The organism is Bradyrhizobium sp. NBAIM01 (assembly GCF_020194115.1).
GTDB lineage: Bacteria > Pseudomonadota > Alphaproteobacteria > Rhizobiales > Xanthobacteraceae > Bradyrhizobium > Bradyrhizobium yuanmingense.
On sequence record NZ_JADYVU010000014.1, the window covers coordinates 93,866 to 112,685 of the forward strand.

Below are 18,820 nucleotides of genomic sequence, written 5' to 3' on the forward strand. Positions count from 1 at the left end.
TGCTCGGCGGCGCATACGGCTCCACGCTCGGCGCCATTGCTGGCGCAAACAAACCTCGCTAGGCCTGTGATCCAATGATCGACACAGGGAAGCGAAGGCATGACTGAAGCAGCAACGGGCGCCATGAGCGGATTGCGCGTCATCGATCTCACGCGCGTGCTCGGCGGTCCCTACTGCACCCAGATCCTCGCCGACCACGGCGCCGACGTGATCAAGGTCGAGCCGCCCGCCGGCGACGAGGTGCGCGAATGGGGCCCTCCGTTCCACGAGGAGGATGCGGCCTATTTCGTCGGCATCAACCGCAACAAGCGCTCGATCGGCCTCGACCTCGCCTCCGAGGGCGGCCGAATCGTGCTGCTCAAGATGCTGGAGACCGCCGACGTCCTGATCGAGAATTTCAAGCCGGGCACGCTGGAGAAATGGGGCATCGGCAACGACGTCCTCAGCAAGAAATATCCCCGCCTCGTGCATTGCCGGATCTGCGGCTTCGGCGCCGACGGCCCGCGCGGCGGCAATCCCGGCTATGACGCCATCATCCAGGCCATGACCGGCATGATCGCGGCGACCGGCTCGCCCGAGAGCGGGCCGATGCGGATCGGCGTGCCCTTGGTCGACATCACCACCGGACTTTATGCGGCGATCGGCATCCTGATGGCGCTGTCGGAGCGGCAGCGGTCGGGCAAGGGCCAGTTCCTGGAGACGACGCTGTACGAGACCGGCCTTGCCATCATGCATCCGCACACCGCGAATTATTTCATGCATGGCAAGCCGCCTGGTCTCACCGGCAACGAGCATCCGAACCTCGTGCCTTACGCGATCTTCCCGACCAAGACCGACAACATCTTCATCGGCGTCGGCAATGACGGCACCTTCCGCAAGCTGGCGAAGGAGATCGGCAAGCCCGAGCTCGGCACCGATCCGCGCTTTGCCCGCAACAAGGACCGCATCGCCAATCGCGAGGCACTGCGCGCCGAGCTTGCGGCCGTGTTCAGCCAGCACGAGGCCGAGCCGCTGTGCAACCGCCTGCTCGCGGCCGGCCTGCCTGCAGGTCCCGTGCAGAAGATCGACCAGGCGTTGACCAATCCGCACACGATCGCGCGTGGCGATATTATCGAGAAGGACTGGTACAAGGGCGTTGCCTCGCCGATCCGGCTCGACCGCAGCAAGCCGAGCCTGCGCCGCGTGCCGCCGAAATTCAGCCAGCATGCGGCCGAGGTGCTGGGCGAGTTCGGCTACTCCAAGGCCGAGATCGACGCGATGGTCGAAAAAGGCACGGTCTGCGGTCCCGAGCGGAAACGCTGAGCTAAGGCGAGCGTCAACGGTGGTGCGCTCCCTCTCCCGCTTGCAAGTGGGAGAGGTTCGGAGCCCGCGGCACGATAGTGCCTCATCTCAATGCCGCACTGCGGCGCGCGCACGCATGTGCAGCGCGAACGGAGTTGGCTGACGGCTCCGTCTTGGCCTATTTGACAACTTCCCATTTGGCCGCGCTTGCTGCTTTCGTTTCTCCCGCTTACACAGTCATGTGAACGTCATATGGCGCTGCTAGCGCAAGCGCTTCTTTAGTGACGGGCAAGGGAGGTTCTTGATGGCTCTTCGACATTTTGGCACGGCGGCGGCCGTCGCACTCACAATTGGTCTCGGCGCGTCGCCGGCGCTTGCCGTGACCGAAATCCAGTGGTGGCACGCGATGACCGGCGCCAACAACGACGTCATCGTCAGGCTCGCCAACGACTTCAACACCACGCAGAGCGACTACAAGGTGATCCCGACCTACAAGGGCAACTACGCCGACACGATGAACGCCGGCATCGCCGCGTTCCGCGCCGGCAACGCGCCGCACATCATGCAGGTGTTCGAGGTCGGCACCGCCACCATGATGGCAGCGACCGGCGCCGTGAAGCCGGTCTACAAGCTGATGGCCGAGACCGGCGAGAAGTTCGATCCGAAGGCCTATCTGCCTGCGATCACCGGCTATTACTCGACCTCGAAGGGCGAGATGCTGTCCTTCCCGTTCAACTCGTCCTCGACCGTGATGTGGGTCAACCTCGACGCACTGAAGAAAGCGAATGTCGAGGTGCCGAAGACCTGGCCCGAAGTGTTCGACGCCGCCAAGAAGCTGAAGGCGGCCGGCCACGCCACCTGCGGCTTCTCCAACTCCTGGGTCACCTGGGTCAATCTCGAGCAGCTCTCCGCCTGGCACAACGTGCCGCTCGCCAGCAAGGCCAACGGCCTCGACGGTTTCGACACCGTGCTGTCCTTCAACGGTCCGCTCCAGGTCAAGCATCTCGAAAATCTGGTCGAGCTCCAGAAGGACAAGACCTACGACTATGCCGGCCGCACCAACACCGGCGAAGGCCGCTTCACGTCGGGCGAATGTCCGCTCTACCTGACCTCGTCCGCGTTCTTCGGCAACGTCAAGGCGCAGGCCAAGTTTGCCTTCACCGCGGTGCCGATGCCCTATTACCCGGACGCTAAGGGCGCGCCGCAGAACTCGATCATCGGCGGTGCCTCGCTCTGGGTAATGGGCGGCAAACCGGCGGACGATTACAAGGGCGTCGCCAAATTCTTCTCCTTCCTCTCGGACACCGATCGCCAAGTCTACATCCACAAGGCCTCGGGCTATCTGCCGATCACCAAGGCGGCCTATGAGAAGGCCAAGGCGGATGGCTTCTACAAGGATCAGCCCTATCTGGAGACGCCGCTGCTCGAGCTGACCAACAAGGAGCCGACCGAGAATTCGCGCGGCCTGCGCCTCGGCAACATGGTGCAGCTCCGTGACGTCTGGGCGGAGGAGATCGAGCAGGCGCTGGCCGGCAAGAAGACCGCCAAGCAGGCGCTGGACGCGGCCGTCGAGCGCGGCAACACCATGCTGCGCCAGTTCGAAAAGACCGCCGTGAAGTAAGGCGACAAGCGGCAGGCCGGTCCCCCGGCCTGCCGCGCTGGGGCATCATGCAAAAGCAAGCCATTTTCCAATCGAAGCTGTTGCCCTATGCGCTGGTTGCGCCGCAACTCGCGATCGTCCTGATTTTCTTCTACTGGCCGGCCTTGCAGGCGATGATCCAGTCGTTCCTGCTGCAGGACGCCTTCGGCCTGTCGACCAGCTTCGTCTGGTTCGAGAACTATATCGAGCTGTTCAAGGAGCCCGCCTATTTCGAGGCGATCCTGCGCACCTTCTTCTTTTCGTTCGCGATCGCGGTGTCGTCGCTGTCGTTCGCGCTGCTGCTGGCCGTGATGGCAGACAAGCCGCTGCGCGGCTCGATGCTCTACCGCACGCTGCTGATCTGGCCCTATGCGGTGGCGCCGCCGGTCGTCGGCGTGCTCTGGATCTTCATGCTGCATCCCTCGCTCGGCGTGCTCTCGCGCTACCTGCGGGCGCTGGGCATCGACTGGAATCCACTGCTCGACGGCGACCAGGCCGCAGCGCTGATCATCCTGGCCGCCGCCTGGAAGCAGATCTCCTACAACTTCCTGTTCTTCCTCGCCGGCCTGCAGAGCATCCCCAGAAGCGTGATCGAGGCGGCTGCGATCGACGGCGCCCGCCCGATGCGCAGGTTCTGGACCGTGATCTTCCCGCTGCTGTCGCCGACCATCTTCTTCCTCCTGGTCGTCAACATTGTCTACGCCTTCTTCGACACGTTCGGCATCATCGACACGATGACCCGCGGCGGTCCGGGCAAGTCGACGGAGACGCTGGTCTACAAGGTCTATACCGACGGCCTGCTCGGCGGAAACCTCGGCAGCTCCGCGGCGCAATCGGTGATCCTGATGATCATGGTGATCGTGCTGACGGGCATCCAGTTCCGCTTCGTCGAACGCAAGGTGACCTACTGATGGTCGAGGAAGAAGGCTTTCGGCGCTACATTGCCCATATCATCCTCTGGATCGGGATCGCGATCGTCGCCTTCCCGGTCTATCTCGCCTTCGTGGCGTCCACCCAGGACAACGCGGTGATCGCCAACGGGCAGATGTCGTTGCTGCCCGGGGGTCATTTCTTCCAGACCTACTACCAGACCATCTTCATCGGCACGAGTGGCTCGACCCGCGAGCCGGTCGGCAACATGATGCTGAACTCGCTGGTGATGGCGCTGCTGATCGCGCTGGGCAAGATCGCGATCTCGATCATCTCGGCCTATGCGATCGTGTACTTCCGCTTCCCGTTCCGGATGTCGATCTTCTGGCTCATCTTCATCACCTTGATGCTGCCGGTCGAGGTCCGCATCTATCCGACCTACAAGATCGTCGCCGATCTGCACATGCTCGACAGCTATGCCGGCCTGTCGCTGCCGCTGATCGCATCGGCCACCGCGACGCTGCTGTTCCGCCAGTTCTTCATGACCGTGCCGGACGAGCTGCTGGAAGCCTCGCGCATCGACGGCGCCGGCCCCTTCCGCTTCTTCTGGGATACGCTGCTGCCGCTGTCGCGCACCAACATGGCGGCGCTGTTCGTGATCCTGTTCATTCTCGGCTGGAATCAATATCTCTGGCCGCTGTTGATCACCACGCGCGACGACATGCAGACCATCCAGATCGGCATTCGCAAGATGATCACCACCACCGACGCGCTGACCGAATGGCCGATCGTGATGGCAACCGCCGTGCTGGCCATGCTGCCGCCGGTGTTCGTCGTCGTCGTCATGCAGAAATTGTTCGTGCGCGGCCTGGTCGAGACGGAGAAGTAGAGACTTATGGCCAACGTCACCCTGCGCAGCGTCCGCAAAACCTATCCCGGCGGCTTCGAGGCCATCAAGGGCGTCGACGTCGATGTCGGCGACGGACAGTTCTGCGTGCTGGTCGGCCCCTCCGGCTGCGGCAAGTCCACGCTGCTGCGCATGGTCGCGGGGCTGGAGACGGTCACCGGCGGCGAGATCGACATCGGCGGCCGCGTCGTCAACGGAGTAGAGCCCGCCGATCGCGACATCGCGATGGTGTTCCAGAACTACGCGCTCTATCCGCATATGAGCGTCTACAACAACATGGCCTATGGCCTGCGCAACCGCGGCATGGCCGAGGCCGAAATCAAGACCCGCGTCGAGGAAGCCGCGCGTGTGCTCGAGCTCTCCGCCATGCTGGAGCGCAAGCCGCGCCAGCTCTCCGGCGGCCAGCGCCAGCGCGTCGCCATGGGCCGCGCCATCGTGCGCCAGCCGAAAGTCTTTTTGTTCGACGAGCCGCTGTCCAACCTCGACGCCAAGCTGCGCATCGCGATGCGGGTCGAGATCCGCAAATTGCAGCGCCGGCTCAACACGACGTCGATCTACGTCACCCATGACCAGCTCGAGGCGATGACGCTCGCCGACATTCTTGTCGTGATGAACGGCGGCCAGGTCGAGCAGGTCGGCAATCCGCTTGATATCTACGAGAAGCCGGCCACGACCTTCGTCGCCTCCTTCATCGGCGCGCCGCCGATGAACTTGATGTCGACGCGGCCCGAGGAGATCCGGTCGCAGCTCGCCGGCAGCGCCGCGGCCGATGCCGGCATCGTCGGAATCCGCCCGGAGGATTTCGTCATCACCGACGAGACGCCGGCCGGCGGCCTCGTCCTGCCGCTCACCGTGGAAGCCATCGAGCGCGTCGGCGCCGAGACCTTCGTCTACGGCTCCCGCGAGCAGGAGGACCAGCGCGTCGCCGCCACGCCCGGCGAGCTGCCGCCCGGCGAGGTCATCGTCCGCATTCCCGGAACCCAAGCGCCCGCCATCGGCGCGAGAATCCGTGTCGCGGCGGTGCGGGCGAAGCTGCATCTGTTCAGTGACGACGGGCGGACGCGGCTCAAGGGCTGAGCAGCTCCGGGGCCCGACGACAAAAGTGCGAAAACAACCCCATGCACAGTAGAAGGGGGTTTGTTTTTGTTGGGATAAATCGCCTCGCGCGACGCGTCATGCCAACCACGACGAACCAGGCATTCGGGCGATGGCGGAAAGTGGCCCGTCCACAGCCTCCCCCGCTACCTGCTTGAACCCACAGGGGAACATGCCCATATTGCTGATCAAGGGGCGCCGCTCGCGGGCCCTGATGCACCAAAGTCGCTTCGAGAGGACTTTGTAAACTATGTCTCGTGTTCCAACGCTCTCCAGTCCCTTCCTGCTGGGCTTTGACGAGATCGAGCGCGTGCTCGATCGGGTCGTCAAAGGCGCCGACGGTTATCCTCCCTACAATATCGAGAGGTGCGACCGCACGGACGGCCAGCCCGAGCGTTTGCGCATCACGCTGGCGGTCGCCGGATTTACGCGCGACCAACTCGATGTAACCATTGAGGAAAACCAGCTCGTGATCCGCGGGCGGCAGCAGGACGACAAGACCCGGCAATACATCCATCGCGGCATCGCCGCGCGCCACTTCCAGCGCACCTTCGTGCTGGCGGAGGGGATGCTGGTGCTGGGTGCGGATCTGAAGAACGGGTTGTTGTCGATCGATCTGGCCCGGCCTGAACCGGAGCGGATCGTTAAGACAATCGCTATCAATGAGCACGAATAATGGAACGAGTAGCGGACTCGACCGCTTAGTGTTCCAGAGGAGTCGAGACCATGAGTGAAGGTCACGTTGCGTTCGAATACGAAGCCAAGAACGTCTCTCCGGAGACACTGGCAACCCTGGGCGAAGGCCATATCGCCTATGTGAAGCAGATCCGCTCCGAGGACGTGCCGGGCCTGTTCCCCGAGGCGCCCAAGATCGCGCCGGGCCTCAAGCTTTTCGCGCTCCACGCCGCCGACGGCACGCCGATCATGCTGACCGACAGCCGCGAAGCCGCAGTCGCCAACGCCTGGAGCAACGAGCTGCAAGCGGTGAGCGTGCACTAAGCACGCGCGTCGCACGAATAGGGTTTCAAACGGGCATGCCTTCGCAAGAAGGCGTGCCCGTTTTCATTTGGGCGGCGAGGTATTCGCGTCGCCATCGCCAGCCAACGGGAATTCGGCGATGTTCCCGCCCCGCGGGCGGCCTTGGCTCTTGCGCGCACGAGACCGTCATCAATCCGTGATTTGACATTTCGTTCGCGTTTGTCAAATCTGACAAAATGCAGGCCAAGGCCCCTCCCCAGGACCGGATCCTCGACGCCGCCTTGCGCGTGTTCCGGCGCCACGGCTTCCGCCGCTCCTCGATCGAGCTGGCGGCGGAGGAAGCCGGACTGACGCGGCAGGCGCTCTATCATCACTTCGCCTCCAAGGAGGCGCTGTTTCGCGCCGTGCTCGAGCGGATCTACGCGCAGGGGCTCGCTGCGGAAATCGCGGCCGCGAAGGCGGCGGAAGAAGCGGGCCTCGAGCTTGCCGACATCCTGGTCGCCGAGATCGGCGCGCGAATGCAGTCGCTGCTCGCTTCGCTGAAGGACTCGCCCCATACCGAGGAGCTGTTTTCCGAGCACCTCGCACAGGCGCGCGACCTCTACCAGAGCTATTCCAACCGTTTCGCCGACGAGATCGCAACCACGATCGCGCGGGTGTGCCGCAAGCGAAAGCTTAACCTCGAAAGCGGCGTCAGCGTGCGCGAGCTCGCGCGCTGCGTCGAGATGGCGATCCACGGCACCAAATCCGCTTTCCCTTCCATGCAGCCGGTCGACGCGTTCCTGAAACAGCTCGAGACCATGCTGCGCATGCTGATCGCCGGCGCGATGGCGCCGTCCGCAAAGAAGTCCCAACGCAAAACGGGAGTTCGAAAATGACCAGCACGACCATCAATGGACGGCCTCTGGTGCTGCCCGACGATCCGGATGCGCTCTTGATCGACGTGATCCGCGATGGCGGCCTCACCGGCACCAAACTCGTCTGCGGCTCCGGCGTCTGCGGCGCCTGCACCGTGCTGCTCGACGGCACGCCGGTCGTGAGCTGCCTGTTGCCGGCGCAGGCGGCCGCGGGCAAATCGCTGACAACCATCGAGGGCGTCGGAGCCGCCGGATTGCATCCGGTGCAGAAGGCGTTCATGGCGCACGATGCCCTGCAATGCGGCTTCTGCACACCCGGCTTCGTGGTCGAAGCCGCCGCCTTCCATGACGGCTGGCGCGCGACCAAGGGCGCGGCGACACCCTCGCGCGAGGAGATCGCCGCCGCGCTATCTGGACATCTCTGCCGCTGCGGCGCCTATGAAGGCATTTTTCGCGCTGTGGCGGAGGCTTGTTCGGGCCGCTTCGACGGCATCGAGCCCATCGCGCCGCGGCTGGAAGCCCGTGACAAGGTGACGGGCCTCGCCCGCTACACCGTCGACGTCCACCATGACGGCCAGCTCGAAGGCGTCATCCTGCGCGCGCACGTCGCGCATGCGAGGATCACCGGCCTTGATCTGGCGCCGGCGCGCGCCATTGCCGGTGTTGCCGCGGTCGTTCCGCTGCTCGACGACGACAACATGGTCCGCTTCGTCGGCGCGCCGATTGCAGCCGTCGCGGCCAAGGACCGCCGCACCGCACTGCAGGCCATCGCCGCGATCAGCTTCAAGCCCGAGCCTTTGCCCGCTGTGATCGGGCTCGATGCAGCGCGACGCGACGATGCACCCGTCGTGTTCGAGAAGAAGGACCGCAAGCGTGCCGGCAACGTGTCCGAGGGCGCAGGCGGCGCTCCGGTGTCGTGGAAGGGCAATGTGCGCGGGCCCTCGGCGCCGTTCTCGCAGAAAGCCAAGCGCGCCAAGAGCTGGCTTGACGAGGCGCGCCAGCGACGCAATCCGCTGCTGGTCGAGGAGACCTTTCGGGTCTCGACGCAACAGCACGCAAGCCTCGAACCACATGCCGCCGTGGCCAGGTTCGATGGCGATCAGCTCATTGTGCACATCTCGACCCAGGCCATCCACGAGAGCATGGAGAAGATCGCCAAGCGTTATGGTCTTCCGCACGACAAGGTGCGTGTGATCGCCGATCATGTCGGCGGCGGATTCGGCTCCAAGGGCAGCGTTGGGCTGGAGACCATCGCCGCGATCGAGCTTGCGCGCGCCGCGAAAGCGCCGGTGCGCGTCGCCTTCGATCGTGAAGAGGAGCTTTCCGTCACCGGCTATCGTCCGGCCGCCGAGCTGAAGCTGTCCTTGCTGCCTTCTGCGGAAGGCCGCCTCAAGGCGCTGTCGCTCACTGCCCATGCAGACACCGGCGCCGCCGTGAACTCGCTGATCGCGGGCCTGGCGCGGCTGATCTATCCGGCCGAAGCAAAGGAGCTCGTCGACTTCGACGTGCTCAGCAATTTGCCGCCCGGCGCGCCGTTCCGCGGCCCCGGCGGTCCGCCGATGTCGTTTGCGCTGGAGCAGGCGGTCGACGAAGCCGCACTGCGCATGAAGGTCGATCCGATTCAGCTGCGCAAGCTCTGGGACCCCGATCCCAACCGCCAGCGACTGTACGACTGGGCTGCCGGCCTCGACGTCTGGAAGAGCCGCAAGCCAGCCGCATCGCAGACCGGCCGCTACCGGCGCGGCGTCGGCGTCGCCACCGGTTACTGGCTCTATCTCTGGCAGACCGGCTCCTCGGTCGAACTCGCGATCAAGGGCGGCCGCATCGTCGCAAGCTGCGCGGTCCAGGATATCGGCACGGGCACACGCAGCGTGATCGCCAACACCGTCGCGAAGGCGTTCGATCTCGAGCCGCATGATGTGGACGTTCGCATCGGCCGCTCCAGCCTGCCGCGCGGACCGGGCTCCGGCGGCAGCCGCGTCACCGCCTCGGTGGTGCCGCCGACCTTGCTCGCCATCGACAAGCTCAAAGCGGAAATCAGGCGCACCGCCTCTCGCACACCTGCTCCGGGCTCGAACGCGCCGTGGCGCGAGATGATCGCGGCCTCCCCTGATATCGCCGTGTCGGCCAAGCGCCAGGAGGACGGCAAGCCGCCGCCCGGCGTCAGGCCCGCGCTGCACGAGGCGGGCATCATGGGCCGGGTGTTCGGTTGGGTGCTGCGTCTGATGAGCCACATGGTGGTCGGCGCCGGCGTGCCGAGCTCGGTGCAGGTGATGGAAGTCGAGGTCGACACCTGGCTCGGCCATGTGCGCGTGCTCAACGCCTATACGGGCCTCGCGGTCGGCAAGCTCGCCGCGCCGGCGCTGGCGCGAAGCCAGGCCGCGGGCGCGGTGATTCAGGGCATCGGCTACGCACTCTATGAGTCGCGGGAGACCGATCCCTCGAGCGGCCACATCCTGAGCGGCAGCATGGAGGATTACCGCATCCCGGGGATTGCCGACATGCCGAAACTGGACGTGCATTTCGACGAGGCCGGTTTCGAGCATGTGCCGGGCGGCAGCGTCGGCATCGGTGAAGTCGCCACCGTGCCGACCTCGCCCGCGATCGCCAACGCCATCCGCGATGCGATCGGCGTGAGACTGACTGAAATTCCGTTCCGGCCCGATCGTCTTGTGGCCGCGCTGAAAGGGAGGGATGCAGCATGAGTGTCGCCGTCATCACCGCCAATCCCACGCCTGAATTCCGCGCCGGAGGCACCGACTTCAGCGAACGCCGCCGCAGCGGGGTGTCGCAGGGAATGCTGATCGATATCTCGACCAGCGGCGACAAGACGATCAGCTGGGGAGCCGATGGAGCGGCCCGGATCGGCGCGCTCGCCACCATCGCCACGATCGCGACCGACGCGCGCATCCTCGCCGCTTATCCCGGCATTGCGGCGAGCGCGCAGGGACTCGCCACGCCACAGGTGCGCAACGTTGCCACGCTCGGCGGCAATCTCGCGCAGCGTTCACGCTGCTGGTATTTCCGCCGGGCCGACATCGATTGCCTGAAGAAAGGCGGCAGCACCTGCCCTGCCCGTTCCGGCAATCATCTCTATGGCGTTGCCTTCGATCTCGGACCGTGCATCGCGCCGCATCCCTCGACCATGGCGGCGGCTCTGCTCGCCTATGATGCGACCATCACCACGGACCGGCGCAGCGGATTGACGATTAGCGGTCTCCTCGGCGACGGCTCGGTCGCGCACGCCGATCATACACTCGCAGCAGGCGAGATGATCAAGAGCATTGCGCTTCCTGCTCCGCTTCAAGGCGAGCGCGCTTCCTACAAGCGGGCGATCAGCCGGACCTATGCGGAATGGCCGCTGGTGGAACTCTGCGCCCGCGTCGTGATCGCCGGCGGCAAGTTCCAGCTGGTGCGTCTCGCTGCCGGCGGCGTCGCGCCCGTGCCGCTTCGCCTCACCGCCGTGGAAGTCCAGCTCAGCGGCAAGCTTGCCAATGCGGCATCGATCGCAGAAGCGGCGAAAGCGGCGAGCTCGGGTGCCAAACCATTGCCGATGACGGCCTACAAGCTCGATCTCCTGCAAGGGCTGGTGCGCGACGTGCTGGAGCGGCTTTCGGGCTGAAGCGCGATGAGATGTGGCTTGATCACGCAACGCCGGAGGTGCGCTCCCTCTCCCGCTTGCGGGAGAGGGTTGGGGAGAGGGTGCTTCCGCAATGGGACAATCCCCAAGAGGAGAAAGCCCTCACCCGCGCCTTCGGCGCGACCTCTCCCGCAAGCGGGAGAGGTGAACAAGCCGCGACAATCGATTCAACCTAAAGCCATTTCGCTCTAACTAACCGCCTGAGCGATCTGCCAGCCGCGCGCGGATATCCGGCTTCAGCACCTTGCCGACCTTGGAGCGCGGCAGATCGTCCCAGACTTCGATCTGCTTCGGTGTCTTGACGCTGCCGATCCGCTGCTTGACGAAGGCCGCCAGCGCCGTCGCATCGACGCTCTGGCCGGCACGGGGCTGCACCACGGCGACGATACGCTCACCCCGTTTCTCGTCCGGAAGGCCGATCACGGCGCAATCCTGTACCGCCTCATGCGCCCGCAGCGCGTTCTCGACCTCGATCGAATAGACGTTGAACCCGCCGGTGATGATCATGTCCTTGGCGCGATCGACGATGTAGAGGTAGCCATCGTCGTCGATGTAGCCGATGTCGCCGGTGTGGTGCCAGCCATGCGCGGAGGCCTCCGCCGTGGCTTCGGGATTTTTGTAGTAGCCTTCCATCACCAGCGAGCCGCGAACCACGATCTCGCCGCGTGAGCCGGTCGGCAGCAAATTGCCGTCGCCATCCATGATGCCGGCCTGCACCAACGGGCTGATCCGCCCCGCCGAGGCGAGGCGCTCCATCGCGATCGTGCCATCGGCATTGTAATGCTCATCCGGTGCCATCATCGAGATCATCATCGGCGCTTCAGTCTGACCGAACAACTGCGCCATGGGCCCGATGCGCCGGAGCGCCTCCGCAAGCCGTGCGGCCGAGATCGGTGCCGCGCCGTACCAGAAGCATTGCAGAGACCCGAGCTTCGCCGAGTCGAGCTTGGGATGATCGAGCAGCATGTAGATCAATGTCGGCGGCAGGAAGGTGTGCGTGACATGGTAGCGCTCGATCAAATCGAGGAATTCGGCGATGTCGGGGCGATGCATGATCACGACGCGGCCGCCGAGCGCCATGATCGGGAAACACAGCACACCGGCCGCATGGGTCAACGGCGCGAGCGCGAGATAGACCGGACGACCCTTGAAGGGATAGCCCATCAGCGTCAGTGCCGTCATGGCCTCGATGTTGCGACCCGACAGCATGACTCCCTTCGGCTTTCCGGTGGTGCCGCCGGTGCCGGGAAGCATCGCGAGATCGTCGACCGTCTCGCGTTGATATTGGTCGGCGGACAGGCCCGCGAGCCAGCCGTCGAACGAGGGCGCGAAGGGCAACTCGGCATCGAGGCAGACGAGGACACGCAGCTTCGGCAGCTCTGCACGCACCGCCTCGACCATCGGCGCGAAGCTCGAGTGAAACAGCAGCAGGCTGCAGTCGAATTGGTCGAGGATGAGCCGGTTCTCGGCCGCCTCGTTGCGCGGATTGATCGGGCACCAAACCGAGCCCGCGCGGGAAATCCCGAACACGCATGCAAACGCGACCGGATCGTTGCCGGAAAGGATTGCGACCTTCTCGCCGGCAGCAATACCCGATCGCGCGAGCCCGCGCGTGACGCGATAGCTCAGCAACTGCACCTCGCGGTAGCTGAGATCGCGCCCGTCCATGGTCAGGCACGGCGCATCGGGGCCGAGCGAGGCACCTTTGTCGAGGTAATCGATGAAGCGCATGATCAATCCCGGAAGCAGCTGGCGGGTGGCGCGCGGCCGCGCCACCCGTGATCTTGCTCAGTCGTGCACGGTGAGGATCGGTCTGCTGACCAGCCCGAAGCTGCGCAGCTGGCCGAGCAGCTCGTGATGACCGAACGCCTGGCAACCGGAGGCGAAACCCACGCGCTTGGGCGGCTGCTGCAGCAGATGCGCCGCGGCATAGGCCTGCAACAAGCCGGTCTGCTTGTAATTGCTGTTGCCGTTGATGACGCAGTGCGCGCGCCCGAGCGGGCCAGAGGCATGCACCGAATCCAGCGACTTGTTGACGCGCGGGTTCTCGCGCGGCGGCATGGTGTTCATCACGCCGGCGGCGGTCTGCGCCAAAGCAGTGTAGCGGTCGTCGGGGTTCATGTTCTTGGTCGCGTCCAGCGCGGCGGCGACGATCTGCGGCACGCCCAGCATCAGCGCGCGGTTGAACACGCCGCCCAGCACCTTCACGTTGGCCACGCGCGGATCGCGCTTGAACCACACCGGGTGCGAGGTGCCGCCCCAGGGCAGCGCCAGTGCGAGCTCATGCTGGCCGGGGATGGCGAGGTTGTAGAGGCCGGCATCCGCCTGATGCTCGACATACTTGTTCTGCTCCAGATAGTAGGCCTTTGCCATCGCGGCGTTGACCAGGATGGTCTGCGTCGAGGCGATGGTCGGGCTGCCGCCCCAGAACACGGCGATATCGAGCGTGTCGAGGCCGGGCGTCTCCAGGCACAGCTGCGCCGCAATCTCACCGGTGGTGTACATCTGCGCGATGCCCGGCGCGAGCAGCAGGCCGGCATTGGCGAACTTCGTGCCCCATTCCTGCTCGAGCGTGATCAGCCAGTCCTGCTCGCCTGTCGTGTCGGTGTAGTGGCATCGGGACGCCCAGCAAGCCTGCACCACCTCGGCACCGAACCTGGCGAAGGGGCCCACGGTGTTGAGCACCACCGAGGCGCCGTTGAACAGCTCCGTCAGTGCGCTCACGGTGTGCGGCACTTCCACCACCTCGTAGTCGGCGGTCTCGATACCGGCCACGTTCGCTTTCATTGCGGCGTTGAGCTTCTCCGCGCTGCGCCCCGCGGCGATGAAGGGGATGTTGTACTCGCGTAAGTATTCGCAGACCAGCCGGCCGGTGTAGCCGGACGCGCCATAGACGATGACGGGCTTCTTCGCGCTCATTGTCGTTCCTCCGAAATGTTCGTTGTCGGGTTTGCAGCTCACATTCCCATGCCGCCATCGACCGGCAGTCCGATGCCGGTGATGAAGCGGGCTTCGTTCGAGCACAGGAACACCGCAGCATTGGCGATGTCGCCGACCTCCGCGAGCTTGCCGAGAGGCGTCTGCTCCACCACCGAGCCGACCGCGGCGTTGACGTCGGGCGCGAGACCGATCTTGACGATGTCGTTGGCGAGCTGCAGGCCCATGTCGGTCGGGATCAAGCCAGGATAGATGCAGTTGACGCGCACGCCATAACCGAGCTTGCCGGCCTCCATCGCCGCGACCCGCGTCATGCGATCGACCGCAGATTTCGTGCCGGAATAGACCGCGATGCTCGGGAAGGCGATCGTCGCCGCGACAGACGCGATGTTGACGACCGCGCCGCCTTTGCCCGCCGGTCCACCCGGCCGCATCGCGCGGAAGGCGTGCTTCATGCCGAGCACGGTGCCGACGATGTTGACGTCGCACATCCGCCGCGCATCCTCGGCCCTGATCTCGCTGACCAGCGACGTGATCTCGATGCCGGCATTGTTGATGAGGATGTCGTAGCCGCCGAGGGTGGCGACCGTCGCAGCAGTCGCTTTCTCCCACTGCGCATCGTCGGCGACATCGAGATGCACGAAGCCGGTCTTCACTCCGAGCCTGGCGATCTCGCCGGCGCTATCCTTGCCGACGTCATCGAGAATGTCGCCGATCATGACCGCCGCACCGGAGCGCGCCAGTGCTTCTGCAATAGCCGCTCCTATCCCGCGGGCTCCGCCGGTGACCAGGGCTTTGCGGCCATCAAGACTCTTCTCACTCATCGCACGTCCTCCCTTGGCTTGGACTGATCTGTTCGCTGATGATCGGTGCGTGCTGGGTTGGCAGCACGGTGCCGGCGCGGTTGCGCAACGGCATGCGAGTCCGTTCCGGCGGCGCGGCGCCGGCGAGTGCATTTCCTCCATTTGCTGACGTCTTGACGACTGTCCAAATTTCTTGGCGCGCACACTCCTCCCGGAACTTGACAGTTGTCAAGGACAAAATTTGACAGTTGTCAAAGAGGATGGTCTGTAGACGATGACCGACGACGTGATCGTGGTGACCAAGAGACGGGAGACAGCGCGACGATGGCGCGGCAAGCGACAGGAGCGGCGAAGCGAGAGGCCGTGGCGGAGATCGTGCGAGACGACAAGTTCAACGCGCGACGCATCGAGCTTGCCGAGGCCGCGCTCGAAACGCTTGGAGAGCTCGGCTTCGCCCGGACCAGCCTGCGGGAGATCGCGCAGAACTCGGCGTTCACGCACGGCGTGTTCCACTATTATTTCAGCGACAAGCTCGACCTGATCTGCTGCTGCGTTCGCCACTACAAGGCCAAGTGCGTGACGCGCTATGACGAGGTCGTCGCGACAGCGACGAGCCGCGACGAATTGACGGAGGGCTTCCTCGCCAAGCTCGCAGCAACGCTGCAGAACGAAGCCCGCATGCACCGGCTTTGGTACGATTTGCGCTCGCAGGCGATGTTCGAGGCGGCGTTTCGCAAGGATGTCCTCGAGATCGACAAGAGCCTGGAAGCGATGATCTGGCGCATTGCCTCGCGCTATGCCGAGCTCGGCGGCAAGCGGCCGGCGTCGTCGCCAGGCGCGCTCTACGCGCTGTTCGACGGTCTGTTCCAGAGTGCGCTGCTCAAGCACCTCGCGGGTGACAAGAGGGCGGTCCCCGAACTGCTCGACGAAGTCCGGCGCCTGCTGCCGACGGTCTGCTGAAGCGCGGAAGCGGCGCCCACCGTCGCCGCACGAGACCTGCACGTTAGCGCCATCCAAATTGATCGTCCGTCTCGAAACTGCTTAGATGCGGCATGCCGCCGAAAGTCGAACGTCTGCCCAAGCAGCAATTGTGGTTTCCGGCCGGGCGCTATTTTCTGCGCACCATCAAGCGCGATGACGCCTCGCAGCGCTGGGCGGACTGGTTGTCCGATCCCTGGACCGTGCATGTCCTCAACACGTCACCGCGCGCGATGACCAAGGCGGAGATCGCCGACTACATCAAATCCTTCGATCAGCGCGAACGGCTCCTGCTCGGGATATTCGAGCGCGGCAGCCGCATCCATGTCGGCTTCATCCGCCTCGACATCAACGCGGCGGCGAGCGAGGCGCTCGTCAGCGCCGTGATCGGAGAAAAGGAGCACCGCAATGCCGGAGCGACGGTGAACACCTTCATTCCGCTGCTCAGGTTCGTGTTCGACGATCTCAAGCTGAGCCGCATCCGCGCGTTCGTGCTGGAGCGCAATCAGACGACCATTCAATATCTGTCCAAGCTCGGATGGACGCTCGAGCCCGAACCCGAAAAACCGGTGCGATCGCATACGGATGGATCGCTTCTGGTATTGCGTCGGATGATCTGGGACCGGCCCGGTTTCCAGGCCTGGTTGAAGAGCCCGATCGGGCAGCGGATCGTGAATCGCATGGAAGCGGCGCGAGGTTGAGCCCCGGCCGCTCCCTTTGTCTGCTTAAGCGATCAATCAGTACTTCGCGACGACGGGTGACCCGCCGAACCGATAGTTGATACCTACCTTCACGATATCGATGTCCTGACGAATATCGATCAACGCGGTGGTGGCGGCGGCTGGATTGGCGAATCCCACGCGCTTGCTGTCGAAGCCGTAGTGAGTGTACTCGACCAAGGCCGACCAGTTCGGGGCGAAGGCCCACTCGACACCGGCACCTGCCACCCAGCCGACACGATCGGTGCTGGCGCTTGAATTGCAGGGCTCAAAAACGAGGAATCCCACACCGGGACAAAAGAAGCCGCCAATCGACGAGAAATTGTTCAGATTGTATCGGTCATGCGCAAACCCGACGCCGCCCTTGCCATAAACGAGCAAGCGATCCCATGTGTAGCCGACCCGACCCGTGACGCTGGCGACCCAGTCGGTGCGGCTCGATAGAGTGGCGGGCGCGCCGGTCTTTCCGGCGAAGAAGGGATCGTTGGCGGTGCCGTGAAGATCGGTGGCCGTGAAATCGCCGGCAATCCCGAGCACCCAATTGCTGGCAAATTGGTAGTCGCAACCTACCTGAACGCCTCCTACAATTCCGACGTCTCCGTTCACCCCAATGCGATCACCAGGCACACTGCCTATAGTCATTGCAGGCGAGATGACCGCCCCCGTTCCGATGCCGGGATCCGTGAAGCCCGTTCGGCTCGCACCGCCGCCGACATGACCCCCGACATAGCAGCCGGTCCAACTGAAAGGCACGGCCGCCGCAACCGGCGCTTTCGTGTAGGGACGAGCTCCCAGATCGGCACCTTGAGCGGAGCCTGCGACAATCAGAGCCGACGTCGCCAGCAGCAGTCGTTTCATTCGTCACCCCCGAAGCAATCAGCGATAGAAATCTCCGGTAAGGTACATCGGCCGGCCTCCGCGCGCTGTATTCGAGGAGCAACACTCCGATACATTTGGTACTTCGATACTGTTTGATCACAACGCGCCGCAACACGGCGCCTTAAGCCTGATGACGGCGCTCCAGGCTGAACTATCCGATCGTCGGATGGCTTCGCACCGGCGCGGCCGAGTTCAGGTCACGCCCCTGCCTCACCGCCCCGCCGGAATCAGCGCCCGCATGATCTCCGGCTTCCAGCTTTGACGCGCGCTGTCGAAGGCTGCGAAATCATGATCGAATTGCCAATAGGCCCAGGCCCAGCCGAGCCGCTCCGCGCTTCGCGCCACGAACGACAGATATCTCGTCCGTGCTTCGGCTGGCGCGGCCTCGTATACGCCGAACTCACCGAGATAGATCGGACGCTTCTCCCGTTCGGACCAGGACCGGATCTTGTCGAAATCGGCGCGCGCCTTCTGCTCGTCCTCCGGCGTGCCCCAATCGAGCGGGCCTATTTGCGAGAACGTCGGCGACCACGGTGCGCCCTGATGGGTGAAGCGGATCGGCGCGTAATAGTGAAACGTGACGATGATATTTCGGTCATCCGGCGGCAGGACCAAGTCCTCGACGGGCATCTCGTCGACGTTGAGAACCGCGGCGATCACCGGCCGCCGGGGGTTGGTGGCGCGGATGATGCCGAGACATTCGTTCAGAAGGGCGTTCCAGGCGGCGGACGTCATCTGCCCGCCCGGCTCATTGAGCACCTCGAAGACGAGCCTCGGATATTTTCCGGCATAGCGCGCGGCGATTTGCGTCCAGAACGCTTTCAGCTTCCCGGCGCACGCGGAGACGTCGCGCTGACAGATATGGGTATCGTGCTCGTCCAGGATGGGGATGAGATTTCGGGCGAGCACCTCCTCGATCACGGCATCGAGCCGCCTCAAGACGATCTCATCCAGCGCATTCTCCGGGTCCATGAACTTGAAGCCGAAGAAATTGATCCGGACGTGCGAGAACCCGGCGCGCCTGATCGCGGTGAGGTTGTCCAGACGAAATGGCGCGTTCCGGCCTCCCTCCCAAATGCCGTCATAGCCGAGGATGTTGACGCCGCGCCCCAGTTTTGGGGGCGCGGACGCGGCCTGTCCGGCTGCTTCTGCCGGGGAGCAGATTGCAAGCACGGAGAGCGCGAAGGCGAGACCGAAAGTCACAGCCCAGCGGACGCAGATGGCATTCATCCTGGCT

17 protein-coding genes are annotated in these 18,820 nt (G+C 64.4%); 12 read left to right on the forward strand and 5 right to left on the reverse strand.

Features of this window, described 5'->3' with window-relative positions:
• Positions 1–99: 99 nt before the first annotated feature.
• The 10 genes from I6F31_RS30490 (at position 100) to I6F31_RS30535 (ending at position 11,249) form a co-directional block, all read left to right on the forward strand.
• On the forward strand, positions 100–1,302 hold the full coding sequence (locus I6F31_RS30490) for a CaiB/BaiF CoA-transferase family protein (protein ID WP_036009143.1): 1,203 nt from the start codon (positions 100–102) through the stop codon (positions 1,300–1,302).
• A 283-nt stretch (positions 1,303–1,585) separates the two neighbouring features.
• On the forward strand, positions 1,586–2,902 hold the full coding sequence (gene ugpB / locus I6F31_RS30495) for a sn-glycerol-3-phosphate ABC transporter substrate-binding protein UgpB (protein WP_036009146.1): 1,317 nt from the start codon (positions 1,586–1,588) through the stop codon (positions 2,900–2,902).
• 47 nt (positions 2,903–2,949) lie between these two features.
• Complete coding sequence (gene ugpA, locus I6F31_RS30500; protein ID WP_036009149.1) at positions 2,950–3,831, forward strand: sn-glycerol-3-phosphate ABC transporter permease UgpA; 882 nt, start codon at positions 2,950–2,952, stop codon at positions 3,829–3,831.
• A complete protein-coding gene (ugpE, locus tag I6F31_RS30505; RefSeq protein ID WP_225186578.1) occupies positions 3,831–4,679 on the forward strand; it encodes a sn-glycerol-3-phosphate ABC transporter permease UgpE in 849 nt (282 codons plus the stop codon). The genes ugpA and ugpE overlap by 1 nt, the downstream gene beginning before the upstream one ends.
• 6 nt (positions 4,680–4,685) lie before the next feature.
• The gene (locus I6F31_RS30510) at positions 4,686–5,774 is read left to right on the forward strand and encodes a sn-glycerol-3-phosphate import ATP-binding protein UgpC (RefSeq protein WP_036009161.1); all 1,089 of its coding nucleotides are present in this window, start codon (positions 4,686–4,688) and stop codon (positions 5,772–5,774) included.
• 268 nt (positions 5,775–6,042) lie between these two features.
• A complete protein-coding gene (locus I6F31_RS30515; RefSeq protein ID WP_024338612.1) occupies positions 6,043–6,468 on the forward strand; it encodes an Hsp20 family protein in 426 nt (141 codons plus the stop codon).
• Positions 6,469–6,518: 50 nt separating this feature from the next.
• A complete protein-coding gene (locus tag I6F31_RS30520) occupies positions 6,519–6,791 on the forward strand; it encodes a DUF1150 domain-containing protein (protein ID WP_011083553.1) in 273 nt (90 codons plus the stop codon).
• A 215-nt stretch (positions 6,792–7,006) separates the two neighbouring features.
• Entirely contained in the window at positions 7,007–7,648 is a 642-nt protein-coding gene (locus I6F31_RS30525; protein WP_036009164.1) for a TetR/AcrR family transcriptional regulator, read from the forward strand.
• The gene (locus tag I6F31_RS30530) at positions 7,645–10,332 is read left to right on the forward strand and encodes a molybdopterin-dependent oxidoreductase (protein WP_225186579.1); all 2,688 of its coding nucleotides are present in this window, start codon (positions 7,645–7,647) and stop codon (positions 10,330–10,332) included. The genes I6F31_RS30525 and I6F31_RS30530 overlap by 4 nt, the downstream gene beginning before the upstream one ends.
• Positions 10,329–11,249 carry an FAD binding domain-containing protein gene (locus I6F31_RS30535; RefSeq protein WP_225144112.1) on the forward strand — a complete coding sequence of 307 codons (921 nt, stop codon included), beginning with the start codon at positions 10,329–10,331 and terminating at the stop codon, positions 11,247–11,249. Before I6F31_RS30530 ends, I6F31_RS30535 begins: the two co-directional genes overlap by 4 nt.
• Before the next feature lie 210 nt (positions 11,250–11,459).
• On the opposite strand, the gene I6F31_RS30540 is transcribed toward I6F31_RS30535, so the two are convergent.
• Genes I6F31_RS30540 through I6F31_RS30550 form a run of 3 tightly spaced genes read right to left on the reverse strand, consistent with a single transcriptional unit; the run spans position 11,460 to position 15,028 of the window.
• Positions 11,460–12,998, reverse strand: a complete 1,539-nt coding sequence (locus I6F31_RS30540) for an AMP-binding protein (protein WP_225186580.1) — start codon at positions 12,996–12,998, stop codon at positions 11,460–11,462.
• A 57-nt stretch (positions 12,999–13,055) separates the two neighbouring features.
• Positions 13,056–14,186, reverse strand: a complete 1,131-nt coding sequence (locus I6F31_RS30545) for a DUF5938 domain-containing protein (RefSeq protein ID WP_036024411.1) — start codon at positions 14,184–14,186, stop codon at positions 13,056–13,058.
• A 38-nt stretch (positions 14,187–14,224) separates the two neighbouring features.
• A complete protein-coding gene (locus tag I6F31_RS30550) occupies positions 14,225–15,028 on the reverse strand; it encodes an SDR family oxidoreductase (RefSeq protein ID WP_225113820.1) in 804 nt (267 codons plus the stop codon).
• Between the two features lie 303 nt (positions 15,029–15,331).
• On the opposite strand from I6F31_RS30550, the gene I6F31_RS30555 reads away from it, so the two are divergent.
• Positions 15,332–15,967 carry a TetR/AcrR family transcriptional regulator gene (locus I6F31_RS30555; protein WP_050991851.1) on the forward strand — a complete coding sequence of 212 codons (636 nt, stop codon included), beginning with the start codon at positions 15,332–15,334 and terminating at the stop codon, positions 15,965–15,967.
• A gap of 92 nt (positions 15,968–16,059) precedes the next feature.
• The gene (locus I6F31_RS30560; RefSeq protein ID WP_036009173.1) at positions 16,060–16,686 is read left to right on the forward strand and encodes a GNAT family N-acetyltransferase; all 627 of its coding nucleotides are present in this window, start codon (positions 16,060–16,062) and stop codon (positions 16,684–16,686) included.
• 36 nt (positions 16,687–16,722) lie between these two features.
• Here the strand turns inward: I6F31_RS30560 and I6F31_RS30565 are convergent, their stop codons facing one another.
• Entirely contained in the window at positions 16,723–17,562 is an 840-nt protein-coding gene (locus I6F31_RS30565) for an outer membrane beta-barrel protein (RefSeq protein ID WP_036009176.1), read from the reverse strand.
• A gap of 231 nt (positions 17,563–17,793) precedes the next feature.
• Entirely contained in the window at positions 17,794–18,813 is a 1,020-nt protein-coding gene (locus I6F31_RS30570) for a cellulase family glycosylhydrolase (protein ID WP_225144114.1), read from the reverse strand.
• Positions 18,814–18,820: the final 7 nt, after the last annotated feature.

Bases quoted from the DNA above. Each gene is read 5' to 3' on its own strand.
- I6F31_RS30490 (WP_036009143.1), top strand. From the start codon at position 100: ATGACTGAAGCAGCAACGGGCGCCATGAGCGGATTGCGCGTCATCGAT.
- ugpB (WP_036009146.1), top strand. From the start codon at position 1,586: ATGGCTCTTCGACATTTTGGCACGGCGGCGGCCGTCGCACTCACAATT.
- ugpA (WP_036009149.1), top strand. From the start codon at position 2,950: ATGCAAAAGCAAGCCATTTTCCAATCGAAGCTGTTGCCCTATGCGCTG.
- ugpE (WP_225186578.1), top strand. From the start codon at position 3,831: ATGGTCGAGGAAGAAGGCTTTCGGCGCTACATTGCCCATATCATCCTC.
- I6F31_RS30510 (WP_036009161.1), top strand. From the start codon at position 4,686: ATGGCCAACGTCACCCTGCGCAGCGTCCGCAAAACCTATCCCGGCGGC.
- I6F31_RS30515 (WP_024338612.1), top strand. From the start codon at position 6,043: ATGTCTCGTGTTCCAACGCTCTCCAGTCCCTTCCTGCTGGGCTTTGAC.
- I6F31_RS30520 (WP_011083553.1), top strand. From the start codon at position 6,519: ATGAGTGAAGGTCACGTTGCGTTCGAATACGAAGCCAAGAACGTCTCT.
- I6F31_RS30525 (WP_036009164.1), top strand. From the start codon at position 7,007: ATGCAGGCCAAGGCCCCTCCCCAGGACCGGATCCTCGACGCCGCCTTG.
- I6F31_RS30530 (WP_225186579.1), top strand. From the start codon at position 7,645: ATGACCAGCACGACCATCAATGGACGGCCTCTGGTGCTGCCCGACGAT.
- I6F31_RS30535 (WP_225144112.1), top strand. From the start codon at position 10,329: ATGAGTGTCGCCGTCATCACCGCCAATCCCACGCCTGAATTCCGCGCC.
- I6F31_RS30540 (WP_225186580.1), bottom strand. From the start codon at position 12,998: ATGCGCTTCATCGATTACCTCGACAAAGGTGCCTCGCTCGGCCCCGAT.
- I6F31_RS30545 (WP_036024411.1), bottom strand. From the start codon at position 14,186: ATGAGCGCGAAGAAGCCCGTCATCGTCTATGGCGCGTCCGGCTACACC.
- I6F31_RS30550 (WP_225113820.1), bottom strand. From the start codon at position 15,028: ATGAGTGAGAAGAGTCTTGATGGCCGCAAAGCCCTGGTCACCGGCGGA.
- I6F31_RS30555 (WP_050991851.1), top strand. From the start codon at position 15,332: ATGGCGCGGCAAGCGACAGGAGCGGCGAAGCGAGAGGCCGTGGCGGAG.
- I6F31_RS30560 (WP_036009173.1), top strand. From the start codon at position 16,060: ATGCCGCCGAAAGTCGAACGTCTGCCCAAGCAGCAATTGTGGTTTCCG.
- I6F31_RS30565 (WP_036009176.1), bottom strand. From the start codon at position 17,562: ATGAAACGACTGCTGCTGGCGACGTCGGCTCTGATTGTCGCAGGCTCC.
- I6F31_RS30570 (WP_225144114.1), bottom strand. From the start codon at position 18,813: ATGAATGCCATCTGCGTCCGCTGGGCTGTGACTTTCGGTCTCGCCTTC.